15 protein-coding genes and 1 pseudogene are annotated in these 15076 nt (G+C 74.1%); 10 read left to right on the top strand and 6 right to left on the bottom strand.

Translation table 11 applies throughout. The features are described 5' to 3' along the window. Window positions 1–345: 345 nt before the first annotated feature. From ACSNN8_RS36585 to ACSNN8_RS36595, 3 genes and pseudogenes are all read right to left on the bottom strand, one after another. Window positions 346–1110: pseudogene (locus ACSNN8_RS36585) on the bottom strand (hypothetical protein); the annotation flags it as partial. A gap of 153 nt (window positions 1111–1263) precedes the next feature. After that, window positions 1264–1665, bottom strand: coding sequence for an SAV_6107 family HEPN domain-containing protein (locus ACSNN8_RS36590; RefSeq protein WP_436654748.1), 402 nt, complete (start codon window positions 1663–1665; stop codon window positions 1264–1266). A gap of 583 nt (window positions 1666–2248) precedes the next feature. Beyond that, window positions 2249–3115, bottom strand: a complete 867-nt coding sequence (locus tag ACSNN8_RS36595; RefSeq protein WP_436654749.1) for a bifunctional helix-turn-helix transcriptional regulator/GNAT family N-acetyltransferase — start codon at window positions 3113–3115, stop codon at window positions 2249–2251. Between the two features lie 35 nt (window positions 3116–3150). Between ACSNN8_RS36595 and ACSNN8_RS36600 the strand changes: the two genes are divergently transcribed. The 8 genes from ACSNN8_RS36600 to ACSNN8_RS36635 all read left to right on the top strand — a co-directional run bounded on the left by ACSNN8_RS36600 (window position 3151) and on the right by ACSNN8_RS36635 (window position 10376). Continuing rightward, complete coding sequence (locus ACSNN8_RS36600; RefSeq protein WP_436654750.1) at window positions 3151–3945, top strand: SDR family NAD(P)-dependent oxidoreductase; 795 nt, start codon at window positions 3151–3153, stop codon at window positions 3943–3945. A gap of 75 nt (window positions 3946–4020) precedes the next feature. Further along, entirely contained in the window at window positions 4021–5301 is a 1281-nt protein-coding gene (locus ACSNN8_RS36605; protein ID WP_436654751.1) for a ferredoxin reductase family protein, read from the top strand. Window positions 5302–5310: 9 nt separating this feature from the next. Next, window positions 5311–5799 carry a YbaK/EbsC family protein gene (locus ACSNN8_RS36610; protein WP_436654752.1) on the top strand — a complete coding sequence of 163 codons (489 nt, stop codon included), beginning with the start codon at window positions 5311–5313 and terminating at the stop codon, window positions 5797–5799. Further along, the gene (locus ACSNN8_RS36615; protein ID WP_436654753.1) at window positions 5799–6446 is read left to right on the top strand and encodes a monooxygenase; all 648 of its coding nucleotides are present in this window, start codon (window positions 5799–5801) and stop codon (window positions 6444–6446) included. Before ACSNN8_RS36610 ends, ACSNN8_RS36615 begins: the two co-directional genes overlap by 1 nt. A gap of 7 nt (window positions 6447–6453) precedes the next feature. Further along, window positions 6454–7032 carry a GNAT family N-acetyltransferase gene (locus ACSNN8_RS36620; RefSeq protein WP_436654754.1) on the top strand — a complete coding sequence of 193 codons (579 nt, stop codon included), beginning with the start codon at window positions 6454–6456 and terminating at the stop codon, window positions 7030–7032. Beyond that, window positions 7007–7861, top strand: a complete 855-nt coding sequence (locus ACSNN8_RS36625; protein WP_436654755.1) for a carotenoid biosynthesis protein — start codon at window positions 7007–7009, stop codon at window positions 7859–7861. Before ACSNN8_RS36620 ends, ACSNN8_RS36625 begins: the two co-directional genes overlap by 26 nt. Then, complete coding sequence (locus tag ACSNN8_RS36630) at window positions 7858–8949, top strand: glycosyltransferase (RefSeq protein WP_436654756.1); 1092 nt, start codon at window positions 7858–7860, stop codon at window positions 8947–8949. The genes ACSNN8_RS36625 and ACSNN8_RS36630 overlap by 4 nt, the downstream gene beginning before the upstream one ends. Continuing rightward, window positions 8946–10376 carry a phytoene desaturase family protein gene (locus tag ACSNN8_RS36635; protein ID WP_436654757.1) on the top strand — a complete coding sequence of 477 codons (1431 nt, stop codon included), beginning with the start codon at window positions 8946–8948 and terminating at the stop codon, window positions 10374–10376. Before ACSNN8_RS36630 ends, ACSNN8_RS36635 begins: the two co-directional genes overlap by 4 nt. A gap of 23 nt (window positions 10377–10399) precedes the next feature. Here ACSNN8_RS36635 and ACSNN8_RS36640 read toward each other — a convergent pair whose 3' ends face one another. Next, window positions 10400–12115: a substrate-binding domain-containing protein gene (locus ACSNN8_RS36640; RefSeq protein WP_436654758.1), complete on the bottom strand. Its 1716-nt coding sequence runs from the start codon at window positions 12113–12115 to the stop codon at window positions 10400–10402. A gap of 151 nt (window positions 12116–12266) precedes the next feature. Further along, entirely contained in the window at window positions 12267–13019 is a 753-nt protein-coding gene (locus ACSNN8_RS36645; RefSeq protein WP_436654759.1) for a class I SAM-dependent methyltransferase, read from the bottom strand. A 71-nt stretch (window positions 13020–13090) separates the two neighbouring features. Here ACSNN8_RS36645 and ACSNN8_RS36650 point away from each other — a divergent pair, with 71 nt between their 5' ends. Continuing rightward, a complete protein-coding gene (locus tag ACSNN8_RS36650) occupies window positions 13091–13348 on the top strand; it encodes an SCP2 sterol-binding domain-containing protein (RefSeq protein WP_436654760.1) in 258 nt (85 codons plus the stop codon). 3 nt (window positions 13349–13351) lie between these two features. Here the strand turns inward: ACSNN8_RS36650 and ACSNN8_RS36655 are convergent, their stop codons facing one another. After that, window positions 13352–14275, bottom strand: coding sequence for a LysR family transcriptional regulator (locus ACSNN8_RS36655; RefSeq protein WP_436655559.1), 924 nt, complete (start codon window positions 14273–14275; stop codon window positions 13352–13354). A gap of 107 nt (window positions 14276–14382) precedes the next feature. On the opposite strand from ACSNN8_RS36655, the gene ACSNN8_RS36660 reads away from it, so the two are divergent. Continuing rightward, window positions 14383–15075, top strand: coding sequence for a succinate dehydrogenase cytochrome b subunit (locus tag ACSNN8_RS36660; RefSeq protein WP_436655561.1), 693 nt, complete (start codon window positions 14383–14385; stop codon window positions 15073–15075). The last annotated feature ends 1 nt before the right edge of the window (window position 15076 follow it).

Here is a 15076-nt window from a genome sequence, read left to right on the forward strand (position 1 = left end):
ACCGGACGGGCGCCCCGCCGAAGACGCGGCGTTCCCCGCCGAGGCGGGAGGCTGCGGTGGAGCGACCTGCCGGTGGAGAGCGGCCGGGAGCGAGACCGGCGGGGTCGAGGGATGGCGTGCAGGAGGTTGCCGAGGGCTCTCCCGATCGGCCGCGGAAGCGAGCCCCACCGCAGGCCCGGCGCTTGCGGACGAGGAGGAGGTGGGGAGAGGTGGGGTGGCGCTCGAAGGATCGGCGGCCGGGGGCGCCGGCGCCGGTGACGTGTTCGCCCGGGCCCACCGAGAGGTCGAAGGGGAATGGCGTACGGAGTCGAGGGCGGGCTCTGCCGGAAGGGTGGCGCCGGCGGCCGGGGAAGGGGTGGGGGCCTGGGGGCGGGATGTGGGGACCGGGGTGAGCTGGGGTCTGGCGGGTGAGTCCACCGTGGAGCGTGAGGGGGTGGGAGGGGCCGGGGGCAGCGGGCGGACCGTGACCCCGGGCAGCCACATGGTCATCTCCTTGGGACGGGCGGCCGCGCCGCGGCCGCGGGCCAGGACGGTGACCTTGCGGCGGCGGAGGCGGCCGTGGCCCTGGTCGAGGCCCTCCCAGCGGCCCTCGAGGACGCGCAGGGTGACGTCGGCGCCGGACCAGTCGCCGTACGGGACCAGGACGCTGCCGCGCTGGCGGGCCCGGGCCACCAGGCGGGAGGCGATCGAGGCGGAGACGCCGCCGGGGACGGCCAGCGCGATCAGGTCGACGCCGTCGATCAGCGCGGCCACCACGGTGGGCCACTCGGGGCCGGGGTCGGGCACGAGGGCCAGCCGGTCGAGGGCCACGCCGCTCTCGGCGGCGGCGACCGCGCCCAGCGAAGGCACGCCGACCACCGCGCACCAGGAGCCGGCGCGGGAGGCCTCGGCCAGCAGCGTCAGCAGCAGTGACGTCCCGCCCGCGGCGGTGGCCGACGGGCCCGCTGCCACCGCGACGGTGCTGCCGCGGCGCAGCCCGTGACCGGGCAGCAGGCTGCTCAGCTCGGGCACCACCGGCAGCGTCCGGTGCAGGCCCGCCGTCTCGGTCTCACCCGCCGCCCGGACCAGGTCGGCAAGGGCGGCCGCACCGCTGATCATGCGTCCCGCCATGTGCTGCCTCGCTCTGTTGCTCAGTTTTCCGCCCGCCGCCACGAACCGGCGCCGCGAGGGCCGGACCGGCCTGCGCCGAACGCGAGGACGGTGAAGCGGCCGCGCGGCGTCGGCGGCGCGGCGACGGGCCCGGGGCCACACGCCGGAAGGGGGTCAGGCGGCCAGCGTGGGCTGGTAGGCCAGGCCCAGGGACGACTCGACCACGGCCACGAACTGCTCGGCGGCGCGCAGCAGGTCGTCGGCCTCGCGCGGGGTGACCACGCGCGGGATGCCGGCCTCGGCGGCCGCGCGCTTGGACGCGCCCAGGGCGAAGTAGTTGGCCCACTCGCCGAAGTCGGGCGCCACCATCACCAGCAGCGACCAGACGCTGGTGACCCGGCTGCGGCGGCCGGCCGGAGCGGGACGGGCACGAGCCGCGAGCACGGCGGCCGCGGCCCGCAGGGCGGCCAGATGGGCGGTGGCGTAGCGGAGGCCGTCGGGCCCGGTGCGCGCCGCCTCGGCGAGGCCCTCGTGGGCGATGGCGAGCAGCTGGGCGGGCGTGCGCTGGGGCAGCATGTGGGCCGGCACGGTGGGCGCCTCGGCACGAGCGGCCGCCGTCGGCGCATGCGCCAGCCCGGGAACAACCGGAGCGGGAGCAGCCGGCGAAAGGCCAGGAGCCGGCGAAAGCTCGGGGGCCGGTGAAGGGCCGGGAGCCGGCAGAAGGCTGGGCGCCGTGTGGCTCGCCATGGGGTTCTCCTCGCGTGTCTCGCATCCGACGTGCCGGGTCGAACCGAGCGCTGCGGAGGGGGAAGGCGCAGCAGCCCGTGGCAGGTGACCGGCCGGGTGTGAAGCTTCCCCACACCACACCCGGCCGGACCTGCCGGCGGGTCCGTCGCCCGCCACCCGGGGGTCGGGGGCAGCGGACGACGGTCCTGCCTTGTCTGAAGGCCCGGACCCGCGAATGTCCGGAGCCTCACGTGCGGCACTTCGCGGGTGCCGCACTCGGGGGCCGCGCCGCGAAACACGGCTCCCGTCGTCAGCCCGGATGCCCGCCGCCCCGACGTTCGAAGCGTTCGAACATCCGTTCTAACTACGGAGAAGACTAGCACTGACGTACGACAAAAACGCAAGCCGACGGGAGCGAGCCACGCCGGAGAGTTCACACTGTGAGTTCCTTGGCGAAGGAGAGCTGGTTGTACGGCGAGGAGTCATACGGCGGGATCTCGCGGTAACCGCAGGAGCGGTAGAGCGCGATCGCCTCGCCCAGGCTGGGGTGGGTGCCCAGCCGCACCTCACGAACCCCCCGCCCGGCCGCGTCCGCCTCGAGCGCGCCCAGCAGGCGGCGCCCCAGCCCGAGACCCCGCACGGCGGCGCTCACCCACAGGTGGCGGATCTCGGCGACCCCCGGCGCCAGCAGCTGCCACAGGCCGCACCCGACCGGCAACGCATCCTCGCGGGCCAGCAGGAACGTCCCGTCGCCCAGGGTCCCGGGGGCGATCAGCGCGGCCGGGTCGTAGCCCTCGGGAAACCGGAGCGCCAGCTCCGAGGCGTACGCCCGGAGGCACTCCCGGGCGGCCGGCGCGTCGTCCGGCACTGCCTCCACGGCGACGGCCGCCAGACGCAGAAGGCGGCGGATCTGCTCCTGGGCGTCGACCAGCCGCGCACGCTGCGCGGCGGTGAGCGGCTCGAGCAGCGCGGCGACGCTGTCGCGCGACCGGGACTCGAGCTCGGCCCGCTCCCGCCGCCCCTCCGGGGTGAGCGTGGCGATCCGCCCGCGGCCGTCCGACGGGTGCGGCACCACCGAGACCAGCCCCTGACCGGCCAGCGAGCGCAGCAGGCGGCTGAGGTAGCCGGAGTCGAGCCCCAGCCGGTCGCGCAGGTCGCGCAGGCCGGCGCCGTCGCCGATCTCGAACAGCAGCCGCGCCTCACCGAGCGGTCGCCCCTGCCCTAGGTAACGATCGTTGAGAACACCGAGGCGTTGCGTGTAGTAGCGGTTGAAGTCGCGCACCATCTCGATCTGATCCACAATCTCTGACCTTAGTCAGAGAAAAGGAGGAGCGCATGAGCCGGACCGTGGTCATCACCGGCGCCAGCTCGGGTGTGGGGCTGGCGGCCGCCGAGCAGTTCGCCGCCGCGGGCGACGACGTGGTGCTGGTCGGGCGCACCCCCGCGCGCCTCGAGGAGGCGGCCGCCCGGGTCGACGCCAAGGACGTGTTCCGCGCCGACTTCGAGGACCTCGACCAGGTGCGCGACCTGGCCGCGAAGCTCCGGGCGGCGTACCCGAGGATCGACGTGCTGGCCAACAACGCCGGCGGCATGGTGGGGAGCTACCGGCGTACGACCGACGGGTTCGAGGCCACCATCCAGGGCAACCACCTCGCCCCGTTCCTGCTGACCCACCTGCTGCGCGACCGGCTCTCCGGCGGCCGCGTGGTGAACACCGCCTCGCAGGCGCACCTGCAGGGCGCCCCGGACCCCGGCGACCTCGCGGGCGAGCCGGGCCGGTACAGCTCGTGGCGGGCGTACGGCGCGAGCAAGGCGGCCAACATCCTGTTCACCGTCGAGGCCGCCCGCCGCTGGCCCGACATCACCAGCATCGCGTTCCACCCCGGCGTGGTGCGCAGCAACTTCGGCGCCGGTCGGTTCACCCGGCTGTTCTGGAAGTACAACCCGTTCCTGACCTCGTCGGAGAAGGCGGGCGCGCTGCTGGTCCGGCTCGCCGGGCGCCCGGACGCGACCAGCGGCGGCTACTACGTGGGCGACATCTTGAAGCAGCCCGCCCGGCACGCGAGCGACCCGGCCGCCGCGGCGCGGCTGTGGGACGCCAGTGAAGAGGCCACGGGCGTACGCGGATAACCGAAACCGGGAAAACCGCGAGCTTTCCCACGATCCCCTGCCGGGCGGGCCGGAGGCTTTGTACGGTTCCGCCTCGTGCGCAAAGCCGCGGCCCTCAGCCTGCTCGTCGTCACGGCACTGTGGACGCTCGGCCGTGGCGAGGCACCCGGCGGGATCGCCGCGTGGGGGCGGCTCGCGGCGCTGTGGTCGGCCGACCTGCTGCTGCTCCAGGTCGTGCTCATGGCCCGCGTCCCGTGGGTCGAGCGGGCGTACGGTCAGGACACGCTCGCCCGCTGGCACCGGTGGACCGGCTTGGCGTCGTTCCACCTGCTGCTGGCCCACGTCGCGCTCGCCGTCGTCGCGTACGCGGAAAGGAAGCCGTGGCCGCGGCTGCTCGCGGAGCCCGGCATGCTGTGGGCCGTCGCCGCCCTGGCCGCGCTGATCCTGGTCGTCGTCACGTCGGTGCGCCGGGTGCGCCGCGCGATGCGCTACGAGTCCTGGCACCTGTTGCACCTGTACGCCTACCTGGGCGTCGCACTGGCCCTGCCGCACGAGCTGCTGCTGGGCAGCGACCTGGGCGCCCCGCTCGCCCGGGCGTACTGGTGGAGCCTGTACGTGCTCGCCGCGGGGTCGGTGCTGGTGTTCCGGCTGGGCCTGCCGGTGTGGCGCACGCTGCGGCACCGGCTGACCGTCGACCACGTGGACCCGGAGGCGCCCGGCCTGGTCTCGGTCTATCTGAGCGGGCGGCGGCTCGACCGGCTGCCGGTGCGCGCCGGCCAGTTCTTCGTGTGGCGCTTCCTCGACGGCCGGGGCGCGCTGCGGGGCAACCCGTTCTCGCTGTCGGGGCCGCCGCGCAGCGACGCCCTGCGGATCACGGTCAAGGTGGTGGGCGACGGCAGCTCCCGGGTGGCGACGCTGCGACCCGGCACGAAGGTGCTGATCGAGGGCCCGTACGGGCGGATGACCGCGGCCACCTACGCAGGCGGACCGGTCACGATGCTCGCCTGCGGGGTCGGGGTGACGCCGCTGCTCGCCCTGCTCTGGGACCTGCCGTACGCGCACGGCGCGGCGACGCTGGTCTATCGCACCCGGCACCCGCACGAGGTGGCGTTCCTCGGCGAGCTGGAGTGGCTGGCCGCGCACCGCGGGGTGCGTCTGGTGCCACTGGTCGGGCCGCGTGCCGAGCCGGGATCGTGGCTGCCCGCCGAGTACGCCGACTACGACGACGCCCAGGCGCTGCGGTCGCTCTCCCCCGACATCGCCGGGCACGACGTGTACGTCTGCGGGCCCGACGCGTGGGCCGCCTCGGTGTTGCGCGCCGCGCGGGCGGTCGGCGTACCCCAGGCCCGCCTGCACCGGGAACGGTTCGGGTGGTGAGATGAACGGATGCGGGAACACCCCAACGTCATCGCCGTCCAGGACGCGCTCGACGCCGCCGGCGCATGCACCGCGGACGGCGCCGCCTCCCAGGTCCTCATCCTGGACGAGGGCGCGCACACCGCGGCGGCCGCCGCCGCGGCGCTGTGCATCGAGGTCGGCCAGATCGCCAACTCGCTGATCTTCGACGCCGACGGTGAGCCGCTGCTCGTGCTGACCTCCGGCGCGCACCGGGTCGACACCGCCCGGGTCGCCGCCTCGCTCGGCGTCGGCAAGCTGCGCCGGGCCACGCCGGAGTTCGTCCGGGAGCACACCGGGCAGGCGATCGGCGGGGTGGCGCCGCTGGGGCACCCCAAGCCCGTACGCACCCTGGTCGACAAGGTGCTCGAGCAGTACCGCGACGTCTGGGCCGCGGGCGGGGTGCCGCAGGCGGTCTTTCCCATCACGTACGCCGAGCTGGTGCGGATCACCGGCGGCACCCCGGCCGACGTGGCCTGATGCCGGTCACCCTGCACGTCTGGCGGGTGCCGCGGCACCTCGTGGGGGCCGCCATGGTCCGGGTGGCGTTCCCCGGCCCGCACCGGACGTCCTTCGCCAAGTTCCTCGGCACCGCGGACGGGTTCGGGCCGCTCGACGCGGACCTCACGCGGTGGGCGGCGGTGACCGTCAGCGAGCGCCCGGTTCTGTTGCCCAAATGGGACAAAATTGCCGTGGCGCGGGCTCGGGTGTCGCTCACGCCGCTGCACAGCCGGGGCAGCTGGTCCGGAAAGACCCCTTTTGAGGCGCACCGACCGGCACCCGACGGCATGGTGCTCGGGCTGACCCGGGCCCGCCTGCGGCCCACGCGGGCGGCGGCCTTCTGGCGCGCCATCCCGCCGGTGGCCCGCGAGGTCACCGGGGCGCCCGGGCTGCTCGCGCAGTTCGGCATCGGCGAGGCCCCGCTCGGCTGGCAGGGCACGGTCAGCCTGTGGCGCAATGCGGCGGACCTGGCCCGATTCGCGTACCGTCAGCCGGAGCATCGGCAGGTGATCGCACGGACGCCGACCGATGGGTGGTACGCCGAGGAGCTCTTCGCCCGTTTCGCGGTCGACGAGATCACCGGTGACAGGGCGGTGCTCGGCTGGGTGGCCGGGGAAAGGGCGTGACTCGACGATGAGGCTCGTGGCGTGGCAGCCGGACGATCTGCTGCGGCGGCTCGACGACGTGGTGAGCGTCTACGGCGAGGCGATGGGATACCGCCAGGAACTGCTGCAGACCCGGCGCGGATACATGGGCGCCCACGTGCGCCGGCCCGGCTTCCGGGCGGTGGCGACGCTGACCACCGACGGGCGGCTCTGCGGCTTCGGATACGGCTACACCTCCGGACCGGGCCAGTGGTGGCACGACCAGGTGCGCGCGAACCTCGGCGAGCAGGCCCGGCGGCGCTGGCTGACCTCGTGCTTCGAGGTGGTCGAGCTGCACGTGCGCCCCGCGGCGCAGGGGCACGGCGTGGGCGCCCGCCAGCTGCGCGCGCTGCTGGCGATGGCCGAGGGCGAGACGGTGCTGCTGTCCACCCCCGAGGCCGACGAGCAGAAGTCGCGCGCCTGGCGGCTGTACCGCCGGTTCGGCTTCTCCGACGTGCTGCGCCACTTCATCTTCCCCGGCGACGAGCGGGCGTTCGCCATCCTGGGCCGGGACCTGCCGGTCGTGGAGCGCGCGGGCGAGGATGCGCCGGGCATTGTCGGTCTCTAGGCTCTCGCCCGTCTGGGCGCTGTTCGGCGCCCTGGTCCTCGCTCAGATCTGCTATCCGCTCACCACGGGCGGCACCCGGGCGAACCTGACCGTGCTCACCGTCGTGCTCGGCTACGTGCTGTCGGTCACGCACGCGCTGCTCTCGCGCGGGCCGCGGGCCGCGCTCACCCTGGTCGGCACGGCCACGCTGGGCGGCTTCGCGGTCGAGGCGGTCGGCGTGGCCACCGGGTTCCCGTTCGGGACGTACGACTACTCGGGGCTGCTCGGGCCCAAGGTGCTCGGCGTGCCGCTGATCATCCCGCTGGCCTGGACCTGGATGGCGTGGCCCGCGTGGCTGGCCGCGCAGCGGCTGCCGATCGGGCGGTGGGCGCGGGTCGGGGTCGCGGCGTTCGGGCTGGCCGCGTGGGATCTTTTCCTGGACCCGCAGATGGTGGCGGAGGGGTACTGGCGGTGGCAGTCGCCCACGCCTGCGCTGCCCGGAGTGCCCGGTATCCCGGTGGGGAACTATCTCGGGTGGCTGGGGTTCGCGCTGGTCCTGATGGCCGTTCTCGATCACTTGATCTTGAAGTTGGCGGTGGTGCAGCCATCCCTAGCCCCCACCCACCCGGGGACAGGGACGCACACTACACGGCGTCAAGCGGACGACCCCCCGTTGTCCACAGCCACCCCCCGCGACACGCCGATGCTCGCCCTCTGGCTGTGGACGTACGCTTCCTCCGTGCTGGCCCACGCCGTCTTCCTGGACCTGCCCGCCTCGGCGGCCTGGGGCGGCGTGCTGATGGGCGCCGCCGTGCTCCCCGTCGTCCGCCATCTGCGACAACGGCCATGAGGTGGCTCGCGCTGCTGCCGTGGGCGGCGCTGACCGCGCACACCGTCGTGAACGCGCTGCTGCTGCGCCGCCCCGCCCGGGCCACGACGCCCGAGCGGGTGGCCGTGCTTCTTCCCGTACGCGACGAGGCCGCCCGCGTCGCCGCCTGCGTGGAGTCGCTGCTGGCCCAGCGCGGCGCGGGCGCCGTGACGGTCTACGTGCTCGACGACGGCTCCACGGACGGCACGGCCGAGATCGTCCGGTCGATCGCGGGCGACAAGGTCGAGCTGCTCACCGGCGAGCCGCTGCCGCCGGGCTGGCTGGGCAAGCCGCACGCGTGCCGGCAGCTCGCGGACGCCGCCGCCGGCCATGACGTGCTGTCCTTCGTGGACGCGGACGTGGTGCTGGAGCCGGACGCGATCGCCTCGGCGGTGGCTGAGCTGCGCCGCTGCGGAGCGGACCTGCTCTCGCCGTACCCCCGCATCACCGGTGCCGGGCGGCTGGTGCAGCCGCTGCTGCAGTGGTCGTGGCTGACGTTCCTGCCGCTGCGCGCGATGGAACGCTCGTCGCGCCCCTCGCTGGCGGCCGCGGGCGGGCAGTGGCTGGTGATCGACGCGGCGGCCTACCGGCGGGCGGGCGGGCACACGGCCGTGCGTACGGAGATCCTCGAGGACATCGCGCTGGCCCGGGCGGTCAAACGCTCGGGCGGCCGCATCGCGCTGGCCGACGGCTCCCGGCTGGCGGTCTGCCGCATGTACGACTCGTGGCGCGAGCTGGCCGACGGCTACGCCAAGTCGCTGTGGGCCTCGTTCGGCACGGCGGCGGGCGCGGGCGCCGTCGTGGTCACCCTGCTTGTGCTGTACGCCGTCCCGCCCGTGGCAGCCGTCGTGCTGGCCGCGGCCGGCGCGTCCGGGTGGGCCGTGATCGCCCTGGCCGCGTACGCCCTCGGGGTGGCCGGCCGGGCAGTGTCCGCCGTCGCGACGGGCGGGCGCGCCTGGCCCGACGCGCTGGCGCACCCGGTCTCGATCGTGCTGTTCGCCCGCCTGGTCGCGCGGTCGTTCCGGTTGCGCCGGCGGGGCGGGCTGAGCTGGAGGGGACGGCCGGTGTGAGCAGGATCGTGGTGATCGGCGCGGGGGTCGGCGGGCTGACCGCGGCCGTACGGCTGGCGCGCGCCGGGCACTCGGTGGTGGTGTTCGAGCGTTCCGGGGAGCTGGGCGGCAAGCTCGGCGTGTACGAGCGGGACGGGTTCCGCTTCGACACCGGCCCCAGCCTGCTGACGCTGCCGCAGGTCTTCACCGAGGCGGAGCTCGACCTGACCCCGCTCGACCCGGTGGTGCGGCACGTCTTTCCCGACGGCACGGTGCTCGACTCCTCGCCCGTGCACGCGGAGTTCCTGGCCCGCATCGAGGCGGCGCTCGGGCCCGGAGCGGCGCACGACTGGGACAGGTTCTGGCGCCGCGCGGCCCGCATCTGGGACGCGTCGTGGCGGTCGGTGCTGCGCAGGCCGGTGACGCCGGGGTCGCTGGCCGCGCTGTCGTGGCGGGTGGGCGACCTGGCCGCGATCGCGCCGGGCCGCTCGCTGCGCTCGCTGGGCCGGCAGTACCTGCGCGACTGGCGGCTGCGGATGATGCTCGACCGGTACGCGACCTACACCGGCGCCGACCCGCGGCGGGCCCCGGCGGCGCTGGCGGCCGTGCCGTACGCGGAGCTGGCGTTCGGCGGCTGGTACGTGCCCGGCGGCCTGGGCACGCTCGGGTCGGCGCTGGAGTCCCGGTGCGCCGCCGCGGGTGTGCGGATCGTGCGGAACACCGAGGTGCGGCGGATCGAGACGGCGGACGGACGGGTCCGCGGCGTCCGGCTGGCGAGCGGCGACCTCGAGCCGGCCGACGAGGTGGTCTCCAACGTGGACGCGGTCACCGTCTACCGCGACCTGCTGCCGTCGCCGCGGCGGCTGGCCGGGCTCACCGACCGCAGCCTGGCCGGCTTCGTGCTGCTGCTGGGCGTACGCGGGCAGACACCGTCGCTGGCGCACCACACCGTGTTCTTCCCCGCGCACTACGACGGCGAGTTCGACGCGATCTTCGGCTCCGCTGCCCGGCGCGCCCGGCCGGCCGGCGACCCGACCGTGTTCGTCACCCGGGCCGCCGACCCGCGGGTCCATCCGGACGGATGCGAGGCCTGGTTCGTGCTGATCAACGCGCCGCGGCACGGCACCGGATGGCGGGCGACCGACTGGCGGCGGCCGGGGCTCGCCGAGGCGTACGCGGACCACGTCCTCGACGTGCTCGCCCGGCGCGGTCTCGACGTCCGCGACCGGCTGGTCTTCCGCGAGACCCGGACGCCCGCCGACCTGGCCGCGGCGACGGGCGCGCCGGGTGGCGCGATCTACGGCACCGCGGGAGGGCTGGTGCGGCCGGTCAACAGCGGGCCGGTGCAGGGGCTGCACCTGGTCGGCGGTTCGGTGCACCCGGGCGGCGGGCTGCCGATGGTGACCCTGTCGGCGCAGATGGTCGCCGACCGGATCGGCCCCGCCTGAGTCCTCCCGGGCGCGTCGACGGCTCAGCGGGGAGCGTGGGCGGCCAGGAACGCCTTCGCGATCGCGGACGACAGGTCGGCCGGGTCGGTGGCCGCGAACGCCGCGCCGCCGGTCGCCGTGGACATGTCGGTGAGCGCCTTCATGTCGACGTCCGGCCCGTAGCCGACCGCGAGGACCGGCACCGGGCGGCTCGGGTCCTGCTGGGCGGCCAGCTTGTCCATGAACTGGGCCTGCGTCATCTTGAAGGTCGACTCGCCGTCCTTGCCGTCGGTGAGCACCACGACGAGCGTGACCGTGCCGGGCGAGACCTTCTCGCGCATCTCGGCGACGCCGTCGAGCACGGACTGGTAGAGCGGGGTGCCCGAGTCGTCGGCCGCGCGGTAGTCGCGCATCGCCTTGGCCAGCGCCTCGCGGCGGGTCGCGCCCTGGAGCTGGTCGGTGATCGGGCCGTACGGGACGACCTCCTCGTGCGCCGGGCTCGACGGCGTGGGCTGGCCGAAGTACCACATGCCGACCGACGTGTCCTCGGCGAACAGCTGGGCCGCGAACTGGCCCGACTCGCGCAGCAGCGCGGCCCGGGTGAGGGTGCGGCCGCCGGGCGCCGAGATCTTCTGGTTCATCGAGCCGGACGCGTCGATGAGCAGCAGCACCTGGGTGCTGAGCGTCTTGTACTCGCTCCACATCGTCGCCGGGGCGAGCAGCGCGGCGGGCTGCGCGGGCAGCGGCAGCGCGTTGGGCGTCGCGGCGGCGCGGAACCCGGCCGCGGTGAGGGCCGGGCGGGTGATCGCGGCCCGCAGCTTCCCGGCCAGCTCGGTGTCCTGGTTGTTCTTCGCCACCGCGAACGGGTAGTCGGCCTCGACCAGCCCGTCCACCGGGTACGCGCCCTTGAGCTGCACGGTGTGCTTGCCGCGCTGGTACGTCCTGAGCTGCTGCTCGGTCGTCGGGAAGACGCCGACGTCGTAGGTTACGCCGTTGGCGTTCCACTGCCCGGCGATGCCGGCAAGCACCCGGGACGGGTCGGCGCTGGCCTCCTTGAGCCGGCTGCGCAGGGTCAGCGCCCGCAGCTGCGCGATGCCGCTGTCGGGGGTGGTGCGGGCCATCGCCGCGTTGACCGCGTAGACCGAGAGCAGCCCGGTCGTGCTGGCCCTGGCGTCGGGCATGGTCACGGCGGCGACGTTGCCCGCGGCGACGGCGGCGGTGAGCTGCGCCCAGGAGGTGCGGCCGCCCTTGGACAGCGAGTCGGTCACCGAGGCGGGCGCGGCCAGCATGATCGGCGTGTGCGCCAGCGGCCGGCCCTGTGCCGTGAACGCCGCGCCGCCCGCGTTGGCGATGCCCAGCCAGGCGCTGCTGGACGGGATCCAGACGTCGGGCTTGGCGGCCGACGCCACCGTGAGGCCCGGCTCCTCGGCGACGACCTGGACGGGGTCGCAGGGGTTCTTGTCGTCGTCGTCGAGGGTCTTGGCCGCGGCGCTGACCACCGGCGCGATCTCGGGGGCGGCGGCGACGCGCAGCTTCACGCCCGGGCAGGAGGAGGGGGACGGCGCCCGGCTCGGCCCGGCGTTGGTGGCCGGGGCGGGGTCGCGGCTGTACATCCACCAGGTGGTGCCGCCGGCGACGGCCAGCAGCAGCACGACGATCGCGGCGGCGAGCACGATCCGGCCGGCGCCTCCGCCGGGCGGGCCGTGGTGGGTGACGGGCTGGTCCACGGGCGGCTGATCGCGCCTGGCCCTGTCCGGCATCGCACCCACCTTTCCTCTCGCATCACGGCCGCCCGGCTCGATCTCGCATCGAGCGGCCTCGCTCCGACGTGAGCGAATAGTAATCACATCTCGGCCGAGGACAACGCTCGGCCCCCTATTGGCACATTGCCGATAGACACCGAAGCGGGTTTCACCTACCCTGCGGCCGGGCCACCGCAGTCACGATCAATTCCCCATCCTCACCTGCTCCGACAGGCTCGCGGGCCCATCCGCCGTACACGGTGTCCACATCGAAGCCCGCCGCTTCGACTGTGGTACGGAGCTCACTTTCGGAGCGGAAGCGCAGCGTGGCCGAACTCGTCAGCTCGTCACCCTCCGTAAATATGTAGTGCCGGGTGAAGGTGACCGACCCGTCGCGCACGTCATTGACCTCGGTCCATGTGTCGACCGTGTCGCCGCCGGGAAGCACGACGGATCGACGGGAGTCGACGGGATTCCACAGCTCCCACCGCCGGTCGTCCGGATCGCGGCTGTCGAAGATCAACCGACCGCCGGCGACGAGCGAGCGGCGCAACGCCCGCAGGGTCGCCAACCACTGCTCGTCACCGACGATGAACTGCGCCACGTGACCGGTGAGGAGGGCCGCGTCGAACGCCCGCGGCGGCAGCACCTCGGCGGAGCCCTCGATCCAGCGCACCCGCTCGGCGCCGGGCTTGCGGCGCGCGGCGTCCAGCGAGGCGCGGGCCGGCTCGACGCCGGTCACCTCGTGCCCGGCCGCCGCCATCGCGATCGCCACCCGGCCGGTGCCGCAGCCGAAGTCGAGCACCCGGGGTGCGGTGTGCTCGGCCAGCAGCGCCATGAACAGGTCGTCGTCCCACCCCCACACGTTCTCCGCGTCGTAGACCTCGACGAGCCGCGGATCCTCGAACTCACCGTTGCGCACAGCGCGATGCTAAACGTTCGTTCGGTACCGTCGGGGCATGGAGTGGCTGGCACCGGAGCCATCTCCTGCTGGTGTTCGAGCTGTTCGAGAGCCTCGCCGGCGCCGGCGAGACCCTGCAGTTCCACGCCACCGACATCCCGAGAAGTTGGCACGTCACCCGGACGACCAGCGGCATCGCCTGGGACGACGGCGACCGGGACGCGGACGTCACGGTGGCGGCCCCGGTGCGGGACCTCCTGCTGATCCTGAACCGCCGGCTGCCCTCCCCCGCCGAGGTCGACGGCGACCGGGACGTCTGGGAACGGTGGCGGGCGGACTCGCGATTCTGAGCCTCAGAGGGGCCGTACGCCCGCCGGCAGCTGCTGCGTGGCGACGTGGTGCAGCAGCGTGCGGCGCAGGGCGTCGGCGGCGTGCGGCAGGACCGAGCGCGTGCGGTGGGCCAGCGCGATCGTCCGGCGCATGCCGGGCGGGGCCAGCGGGGTCGCGCGCAGCAGCGGGCGGTTGGCCAGCACCATGCTGGGCACGAGCGCCACGCCCAGGCCGGCCTCGACGAAGGCGAGCACGGCGTCCATCTCGCCGCCCTCGACGGCGAACTTGGGGGTGAAGCCCGCCTTGCGGCAGGCCTCGAGCGTGACGCCGCGGATGTCGTACCCGGCCCGGAACATCACCAGCGGGGTGTGCTCCAGCTCGGCGAGCGCGATCTGCGGGTTGGCCGTGGGTGGCGGGCCGTCGGCGACCGACGCGACCACCAGGCTCTCGCGCAGCACGGGGGCGAACGTCAGCGAGTCGTCCACCCCGCCCTCCGGCTGCACGATCAGCGCCAGGTCGAGCGTGTGCGCCTGCAGGTTCCCGATCAGGTCCTGCGAGCCGCCCTCGTCGACGTACAGCCGGATGTCGGGGTGCGCCGCCCGGAAGGTGCGCAGCACCTCGGGCACCAGCGAGGAGCACAGGCTCGGGGTGGCGCCCAGCCGCACCTCGCCGCGGCGCAGCCCGACGATGTCGGCGACCGCCTCCTGCGCGGCGTCGGCGTCGGCCACCATGCGCTGGGCGAGCGGCAGCAGCGTGCGGCCGGCGGCGGTCAGCGTCACCCCGCCGCGGAGGCGCTCGAACAGCGGCGCGCCGAGCGTCGTCTCGAGGGTGTGAATTTGCTTACTGAGAGTCGGCTGGGAAACGCCGAGGTTGTCCGCCGCCTGGGTGAAATGCCGGGTCTGTTCCACTTCGAGGAAGTACCGAAGCTGCTGAAGTTGCACCTCGATAGCCTATCTCTATGATTACTGCGTCGATCATGCATTAGACGAATCGTCGCCGGGTCCCTACCGTCCAGTGTGTGGCGGTAGATACCTCGACCCGGAAGTCGCGCACGATCGCGCCCGCTCCGGGCAAACCAGCGCGGCGACGCTCCTCGGTCGCTCTCAAGATCTTCATGGCGGTGACCGGCATCCTGCTGGTCCTGTTCCTGTACGTGCACATGATCGGCAACCTGAAGATTTTCTTCGGCGCCGAGACGTTCGACCACTACGCGCACTGGCTGCGCAGCATCGGCACGCCGTTGCTGCCCGACGGCTGGTACCTGTGGATCCAGCGCGCCGTGCTCACCGTGGCAGTGGTGGGGCACATCGTCGCGGCGACGATCCTGGCGCGCCGGGCCCGGCAGGCACGACCGGTGAAGTACGCGCACCGGCCGAAGGTGCAGGGCAGCTACGCCGCGCGCACGATGCGCTGGGGCGGCGTGATCATCCTGCTCTTCGTGATCTACCACATCCTCGACCTGACCACGCTGAACCTGAACCCGCACGGCGTCAGCGGCGAGGTGTACCGCAACGTCGCGGAGGACTTCGCGCCGTCCCGCTGGTACGTGACGCTCTTCTACACGCTGTCGATCGTCGCCGTGGGCTTTCACCTGCGCCACGGCCTGTGGAGCGCCGCTCGCACGCTCGGTCAGCAGAACCCGCGCGGCGAGCGCTACGCCCGGGCGGCCGCGCTCGTGCTGTCGGTGGTGCTGGTCGTCGGCTACCTCTCGGTGCCGTTCGCGGTCCTCGTCGGATTGGTGGATTGAT

Source organism: Actinoplanes sp. URMC 104, from assembly GCF_051386375.1.
Classification (GTDB): domain Bacteria; phylum Actinomycetota; class Actinomycetes; order Mycobacteriales; family Micromonosporaceae; genus Actinoplanes.